General features: G+C 73.8%; 9 protein-coding genes. 2 read left to right on the top strand and 7 right to left on the bottom strand.

What is annotated here, in order from left to right; translation table 11 throughout:
* Positions 1-43 precede the first annotated feature (43 nt).
* The 3 genes from GTW43_RS17075 to GTW43_RS17065 are packed head-to-tail and all read right to left on the bottom strand — an operon-like array spanning position 44 to position 2,891.
* Positions 44-835 (bottom strand): ABC transporter ATP-binding protein, encoded by a 792-nt coding sequence (locus GTW43_RS17075; protein WP_161302884.1) that lies wholly within the window; start codon positions 833-835, stop codon positions 44-46.
* Entirely contained in the window at positions 832-1,890 is a 1,059-nt protein-coding gene (locus GTW43_RS17070; protein ID WP_161302883.1) for an iron ABC transporter permease, read from the bottom strand. The genes GTW43_RS17075 and GTW43_RS17070 overlap by 4 nt, the downstream gene beginning before the upstream one ends.
* On the bottom strand, positions 1,887-2,891 hold the full coding sequence (locus GTW43_RS17065; protein ID WP_161302882.1) for an iron ABC transporter permease: 1,005 nt from the start codon (positions 2,889-2,891) through the stop codon (positions 1,887-1,889). Before GTW43_RS17065 ends, GTW43_RS17070 begins: the two co-directional genes overlap by 4 nt.
* A 164-nt stretch (positions 2,892-3,055) precedes the next feature.
* On the opposite strand from GTW43_RS17065, the gene GTW43_RS17060 reads away from it, so the two are divergent.
* The gene (locus GTW43_RS17060) at positions 3,056-3,718 is read left to right on the top strand and encodes an HAD family hydrolase (RefSeq protein ID WP_237536638.1); all 663 of its coding nucleotides are present in this window, start codon (positions 3,056-3,058) and stop codon (positions 3,716-3,718) included.
* Here the strand turns inward: GTW43_RS17060 and GTW43_RS17055 are convergent.
* Complete coding sequence (locus GTW43_RS17055; RefSeq protein ID WP_161302880.1) at positions 3,688-3,948, bottom strand: hypothetical protein; 261 nt, start codon at positions 3,946-3,948, stop codon at positions 3,688-3,690. The genes GTW43_RS17060 and GTW43_RS17055 overlap by 31 nt on opposite strands.
* A gap of 157 nt (positions 3,949-4,105) precedes the next feature.
* Between GTW43_RS17055 and GTW43_RS38495 the strand changes: the two genes are divergently transcribed.
* Positions 4,106-4,489, top strand: a complete 384-nt coding sequence (locus GTW43_RS38495) for a cold-shock protein (protein WP_161302879.1) — start codon at positions 4,106-4,108, stop codon at positions 4,487-4,489.
* An 81-nt stretch (positions 4,490-4,570) separates the two neighbouring features.
* On the opposite strand, the gene GTW43_RS17045 is transcribed toward GTW43_RS38495, so the two are convergent.
* The 3 genes from GTW43_RS17045 to GTW43_RS17035 are packed head-to-tail and all read right to left on the bottom strand — an operon-like array spanning position 4,571 to position 6,617.
* Complete coding sequence (locus GTW43_RS17045; RefSeq protein ID WP_161302878.1) at positions 4,571-5,440, bottom strand: 1,4-dihydroxy-6-naphthoate synthase; 870 nt, start codon at positions 5,438-5,440, stop codon at positions 4,571-4,573.
* On the bottom strand, positions 5,437-6,138 hold the full coding sequence (locus tag GTW43_RS17040) for a futalosine hydrolase (protein WP_237536639.1): 702 nt from the start codon (positions 6,136-6,138) through the stop codon (positions 5,437-5,439). The genes GTW43_RS17045 and GTW43_RS17040 overlap by 4 nt, the downstream gene beginning before the upstream one ends.
* A complete protein-coding gene (locus GTW43_RS17035) occupies positions 6,135-6,617 on the bottom strand; it encodes a DUF2771 domain-containing protein (RefSeq protein ID WP_161302877.1) in 483 nt (160 codons plus the stop codon). Before GTW43_RS17035 ends, GTW43_RS17040 begins: the two co-directional genes overlap by 4 nt.
* Between the last annotated feature and the right edge of the window lie 308 nt (positions 6,618-6,925).

Below are 6,925 nucleotides of genomic sequence, written 5' to 3'. Positions count from 1 at the left end.
GCGGGGGCCGGGGCGGAGCCCCTGGGGGTGGCGCCGTTGCGGGTTACGGGGCGTGCCAGGGGGTGCCGGGGACTACCAGGGGGGAGCCTGTGACGGGGTCCGGGACGACCACGCAGTCCAGGCCGAAGACCTCCTTCACGAGGGACTCCGTGACGATCTCCCCCGGCGCCCCCTCGGCCACGATCCGCCCACCCTTCATCGCGACGAGATGATCGGCGTACCGCGCCGCCTGGTTGAGGTCGTGCAGCACGACGGCGACCGTGCGCCCCCGGTCGTGGTTGAGCTGTCGTACGAGGTCGAGCACCTCCACCTGGTGGGCGATGTCGAGGAACGTCGTGGGCTCGTCGAGGAGCAGGATGTCGGTCTCCTGGGCCAGCGCCATCGCGATCCAGACCCGCTGGCGCTGCCCGCCGGACAGCTCGTCCACGTTCCGCTCGGCCAGCGCCGCGACATCCGTGCGCTTCATGGCCTCCGTGACGGCGGCCTCGTCCGCGTCGGACCACTGCTGCCACCAGCTCTGGTGCGGCTGGCGCCCGCGCGAGACGAGGTCCCCTACGGTGATCGCCTCGGGCGCGACGGGGCTTTGCGGGAGCAGGCCGATCTGCTGGGCGATCTTCTTGGTGGGGAGTTCGGCGAGGGCCTTGCCGTCGAGGAGGACGGAGCCGCCGGCCGGCTTGAGGAGCCGGCCGAGCGCCCGCAGGGTGGTCGACTTGCCGCACGCGTTGGGCCCGACGATGACCGTGACCTGCCCGTCGGGGACGGTGAGGTCGAGGTCGTGGACGACGGTGCGGTCGTCGTAGGCGAGGGTCAGGTCGCGGGCCGAGAGCCGGCTCATGAGGTGCCTCCGGGGCGGCGGGAGCGGATGATCAGCCAGATCAGGTAGGGCGCGCCGACGGCGGCGGTGAGCACGCCGACGGGCAGCTCGGTCGGCGAGAACAGGCGGCGGGCGAGCAGATCGCCGACGACCACGATCAGCGCGCCGAGCAGCCCGGAGCACAGCAGCGGGATCTGCGCGGTGCGGGTGAGCCGGCGGGCGATCTGCGGGGCGAGCAGCGCGACGAAGTCGACGGGCCCGGCGGCTCCGGTCGCGACGGACGCGAGGACGACGCCGAGCGCGACCAGACCGAGCCGCACCCGGCCGAGCCGTACGCCGAGCGCCGTCGCGGTGTCGTCGTCCGTCGAGACGGTCCGCTGGGCGCGCGCGGCCCAGGCGACGCAGGGGACGAGGACGAGCAGGGTCCAGCCGAGCGGCGCCGCCTCGGCCCAGCCGCGCCCGTTGAGCGAGCCGGTCATCCAGATCTGCGCCTGCTGGGCGACGAGGTAGTCGCCCTTGGTCATGAACAGGGTGGTGACCGAGCGCAGCGCGATCGCGAAGCCGATGCCGATCAGCACGAAGCGTGTGGCGTGCAGTCCGCCGCGCCACGCGAAGAGGTAGACGAGGGCGGCGGCGAGCAGCCCGCCGGCCACGGACACGTACGGCAGCACCGTGTACGAGGTCAGGCCGAAGGTCATCGCGGCGACGGTGACGGCGCTCGCGCCCTGGCTGATGCCGATGATGTCGGGGCTGGCCAGCGGGTTGCGGGCGACGGTCTGGATGAGGGCGCCCGCGACCCCGAAGGCGAGGCCGACGAGCAGCCCGACGACCATCCGCGGTTCGCGCAGGGTGCCGACGACGAGCTCGTCCGGCGAGGGCTGCCCGGTGAGGACCCGGAACACCTCGACGGGGCTGGTGAACGTCTCGCCGACGCACAGGTACGCGAGGCACCCGGCGGCGAGCAGCAGCACGAGGGCGCACGCCACGACGGCCGCCCTGCGGTGCAGCAGGAACCGGGCGCGGCCCGCGCGCACGACGGTGTATCCGGCGGGGCGGACCCCGGCGAGGGCGCTCACGCGGGCACCGCCTTCCGGCGCACGAGCGCCACCAGGAACGGCACCCCGATCAGCGCCGTCATCACCCCCGCCGGCACTTCGCTCGGCGGGAACAGCACCCGGCCCACGGTGTCGGAGACCAGCAGCATGACGGGCCCGACGAGCGCGGCCATGGGCAGCAGCCAGCGGTGGTCGGAGCCGACGAGCGCGCGGGCGATGTGCGGCACGGCGAGTCCGATGAACGCGATGGGTCCGGCGGCGGCGACCCCGACCCCGGTGAGCACGGTCGCACCGAGGCCGCCGACGATCCGTACGGTCGCAACCCGCTGCCCGAGCCCCTTCGCCACGTCCTCGCCGAGCGCGAGCGCGTCGAGGCCGCGGGCGACGGACAGCACGAGCACCGCGCCGACCAGCAGGAACGGCCACACCTGGCCGACCAGTTCGGCGTCCCGGCCGGACAGCGAGCCGACCTGCCAGAAGCGGAACTCGTCGAGCGCCGAGGCCTTGGTGGTGAGGATCGCGGTGGTGACGGAGACCAGCAGCGCGTTGATCGCGGCGCCGCCGAGCGCGAGCTTGACCGGGGTCGCGCCGCCCCGCCCGCTGGACGCGATCGCGTAGACGGCGACCGAGGCGATGCCCGCCCCGGCGAACGCGAACCACACGTACCCGGTGAGCGTGTGGACGCCCAGGTACGCGAGGGCGAGCACGACGCCGACCGAGGCGCCCTGGCTGATGCCGAGGATGCCGGGGTCGGCGATGGGGTTGCGGGTGATGCCCTGGAGCGCGGTGCCCGCGAGCGCGAGGCCCGCGCCGACCATGAGGCCGACGAGGGTGCGTGGCAGCCGCAGCCCCCGGACGACCTCCGCGGCGTTGCTGTGGCCCCCGTGCAGCAGGGCGTCGAACACGGCGGACGGCGCGATCGCACGCGCCCCCACCGCGAGGCTGAGCAGCACCGCGAGGGCCAGCGCCGCGGCGGCCACCAGGAGCGCGGCGACCCGGGTGGCGCGGCGTCTGACGGGCATGGGCGGGCTCTCTCCGTGTCGGTCGGGTGCGGGTCGGGTGCGTCCGGCCCGGCGGTGCGTCCGGGCCGGCGGTGCGGCCGGCCGCACCGGGGCGGCAGCATTGGTAAGGCTTGGCTAAGTATGTGCTGCGGGCGGCCATCGTATGCCGGGGCACAATGGCGCCCATGGCTGCCCTCCCGGAACCCACCGCCCCGTCGACCCCCGCCGGCCCCGTCGTCGGCTTCGACCTCGACATGACCCTGATCGACTCCCGGCCCGGCATCCACGCCACCTGGCGCGCCCTGTCCGAGCGGACCGGCACGTACGTGGACGCGGACCTGGCCGTCAGCCGGCTCGGCCCGCCGCTCGTCACCGAGCTCGCCGAGTGGTTCCCCGCCGAGGAGATCCCGGCCATGACCGATCTCTACCGTGAGATGTATCCCACACACGCGATCACGCCGACGCTGCCGATGCCGGGCGTGCACGAGGCGATGGCCGCGGTGCACGCCGCGGGCGGCCGCGCGATCGTCGTCACGGCCAAGTACGAGCCCAGCGCGAAGCTGCACCTCGACCACCTCGGCATCGCCGCGGACGCCGTCATCGGCGACCTGTGGGCCGAGGCGAAGGGGGTGGCGCTGCGCGAGCACGGCGCGAGCGTCTACGTGGGCGACCACACCGGCGACGTGCGCGGCGCGCGCACCGCGGGCGCGCTCTCCGTCGCGGTGGCGACGGGCCCCTGCTCCGCCGGGGAACTGCGGGACGCGGGCGCGGACGTGGTCCTCGACGGCCTCGCCGCGTTCCCCGCGTGGCTCGCGCGCTACACCGAGGAGCGGGCCGCCCGGCGCTGAACCGCGACGCCCTTCAGGACCCCGGCCGCGGCCAGCAGGAAGCCGACGCCCATCAGCATGCACACCGCGTAGGCGACCGGCGGGAACGGGTCGGTGTGCAGGAACAGCGGGGCCATCGTGACGAGTGTGGCGACGGCTCCGACGACGAAGACGATGCCGCCGGCCTTCACGAGGCCGTCGCCGGGGCCGGACTCGCTCGCCCGGGAATTGGTTTGGGTTTTGTCACGCACCCGGCCAGGGTAGTTCCCAGCGCACAGGGACGTCTCGGCACCGTCTTGTCACCGGCCCAGGGCCCCCTAGTCTTGGTGGCGGCGGGTCGGTCACGGCCCGCTGTACTGCTGTCCAGAGCGTTTTCCAGCACTTCGAGTACGGGGACGAGGGCTTCACGTGCCTACGGGAAAAGTTAAGTGGTTTAACAACGAGAAGGGCTTCGGCTTTCTCTCCCGCGACGACGGCGGTGACGTCTTCGTGCACTCCTCGGTCCTGCCCGCCGGCGTCGACAGCCTCAAGCCCGGCCAGCGCGTGGAGTTCGGGGTGGTCGCGGGCCAGCGCGGCGACCAGGCGCTCTCCGTGACCCTGCTCGACCCGACGCCGTCCGTCGCCGCCGCCCAGCGCCGCAAGCCCGACGAGCTGGCCTCGATCGTCCAGGACCTCACGACGGTGCTGGAGAACATCACGCCGCAGCTGGAGCGCGGCCGTTACCCCGACAAGGCCGCGGGCAAGAAGATCGCGGGCCTGCTGCGGGCGGTCGCCGACCAGCTGGACGTCTGAGCACGCACGGCCCGGGGGCCGGGTCCCGAGTCGATCGGGGCCCGGCCCCCGGCCGTGCGCGGTGCGGGTGCGGCGGCCGGATCAGGGGAACGCGAGCGCGTCCGGCGCCAGCGCCGGGACCAGGCCCTCCGCCGCGGCCCGGGTCAGCAGTCCGCGGACCGCCGCGTACCCGTCCTCGCCGAGGTCCGCCGTGAACTCGTTGACGTACAGCCCGATGTGCTGGTCGGCGACCGCCGGGTCCATCTCCTGCGCGTGCGCCATGACGTACGGGCGGGTGGCCTCCGGCTCGTCCCAGGCCGCGCGCACCGAGCGGCGGATCGTGTCCGCGTAGCCGCGCAGCCGCTCCGCGCCCAGGCCGCGCCGCGCGATGATCGCGCCGAGCGGGATCGGCAGCCCGGTCGTGGCCTCCCAGTGCTCGCCCATGTCGGCGAGCTTGTGCAGCCCGTAGTCCTGGTAGGTGAAGCGGGCCTCGTGGATGACGAGCCCGGCGTCGACCTTCCCGTCGCGCACCGCGGGCATGATCTCGTGGAACGGCATGACGACGATCTCGCCGACCCCGCCCCCGGGTACCACGTCCGCGGCCCACAGCCGGAACAGCAGGTAGGCGGTCGAGGTCTCGCTCGGCACCGCGACCCGCTTGCCGGAGAGGTCGACGCCCGCTTCCCGGGTGAGGACGAGCGGACCGCAGCCGCGGCCCAGCGCGCCGCCGCACGGCAGCAGGGCGTAGTCGTCGAGGACGTACGGCAGGACCGCGTACGACACCTTGAGGACGTCGTAGGCGTCCTCGCGGCGCTCCGCGATGCCGTTGGTGATGTCGATGTCGGCGAACGTCACGTCGAGCGCGGGGGCGCCCGGGACGCGGCCGTGGGCCCAGGCGTCGAAGACGAAGGTGTCGTTCGGGCAGGGCGAGAACGCGATGCGTACGGGGGTGGTGTCAGCGGTGTCCGTCATGTGGAACTCCAACGCGTGAGTACGGGCGCGGCCTTCCCGGACGCCTCGGCGAGCGCGGCCAGCGCGTCGCCGATGCGCCAGGCGGCGCGGTCGCGGGGTCCGACGGCGTTGGACACGGCGCGTATCTCGGCCACCGGGACGCCGTGCGCGGCGGCGGCCTCGGCGACCCCGAAGCCCTCCATCGCCTCGGCGACGGCGTCGGGGTGCCGCCGGACCAGGAGGGCCGCGCGGTCGGCGGTGCCGGTCACCGTGGAGACGGTGAGCACGGTGCCGACGGCGGTGGCGGAGACGGCCGCGGCCAGCTCCCGGACGAGGGATGCCGGCGGACGGTGGGTGACGGTGCCGAAGCCGAGTTCGGTGACCGGGAGGAACCCCTCGGGGGTCTCGGCGCCCAGGTCCGCGACGGTGATCGCGTCGGCGACCAGGAGCGCGCCGGGCGGGGCCGTGAAGCCGCCGCCGATGCCCGCCGAGACGGCGAGCGCGTACGGGCGGCCGGCGAGGGCCGCCGTGGTGAGTGCGGTGGCGGTGCCGGCGGCGGCCGCGGCGGGTCCGACGCCGACCGCGACGACGTCGACCGCGACGACGTCGACCGCCGGGTGCCCGGACAGCCCGCGCGCCACCGCGTCCCGTTCGGCCGGGACGGCGGTGGCGACGAGGATGCGCGCGGGGACGGCGTCCGCGGGGTCCGTGCCCGTCAGGAGGCCTTCTTCTCGAGCTTGAACGACCAGGTGCCGTACGCCTTCGAGTTGCCGCCCGACAGGATCGTCACGGTGGTGGAGGAACCGGTGGCGCCGTACTGCTGGTTGAAGAACACGCTGCCCGGGACGGTGCGGTACGTCTTCTTGCTGGAGTCCGTGAGCGGCTGACCGTTCATCAGGATCGTCCAGCCCTTGTCGGCGATGTCCGGGTCGACGCCGAAGCGGACCGTCTCGTCCGGGTCGACCTTGATCTTCTCGGCGTCCTTCGTCTTCTTGAGGCACTCCTGAAGACTCGACAGCTTGAGCGCATTGCCGTCGTCGTAGCAGGAGGCCTCGGTGTTCACCGATGCGCGGCCCACCGTGACGGTGGCCAGCGGGGTCGGCTTGTCGCAGGCGGAGAGGACGAGCAGTCCGGCGCCGACGGCACCGACGGCGGCCACGGTGCGCCTGTGGCGCACTACGAAACGCTGGGAGGTCATGGCGGAAGGCTATCTGGGGGTGCGGACGCTTCGCTGGGTGGGTCGGATGTCGGCGTGTGCCGGGGGTCCTGCCCGTTGCCGCCGCGCTGTGCGCCCCTCCAGGGGCGCGGGGAACCGCGGGAGGGGCCACGACGGCGGGAGGCACGGGATTAGGGCCTGTCTGACAATTCCCCTCGTCGTCCGAAGGACGGCTTCGCGGCGTCTGGTGCGTGCTCTGGGGGTCCCCCCTGCTCGAAGAGCTCGGGGGAGTGCCGGGCGCAAGGCCTCGTACTGGATGTACTCGGCCTTACGCCCGGTGCGGCGAGAGT

Origin of the sequence: Streptomyces sp. SID5785, from assembly GCF_009870065.1 — a bacterium.
GTDB lineage: Bacteria > Actinomycetota > Actinomycetes > Streptomycetales > Streptomycetaceae > Streptomyces.
This window is presented reverse-complemented; position numbering and strand designations above follow the sequence as displayed.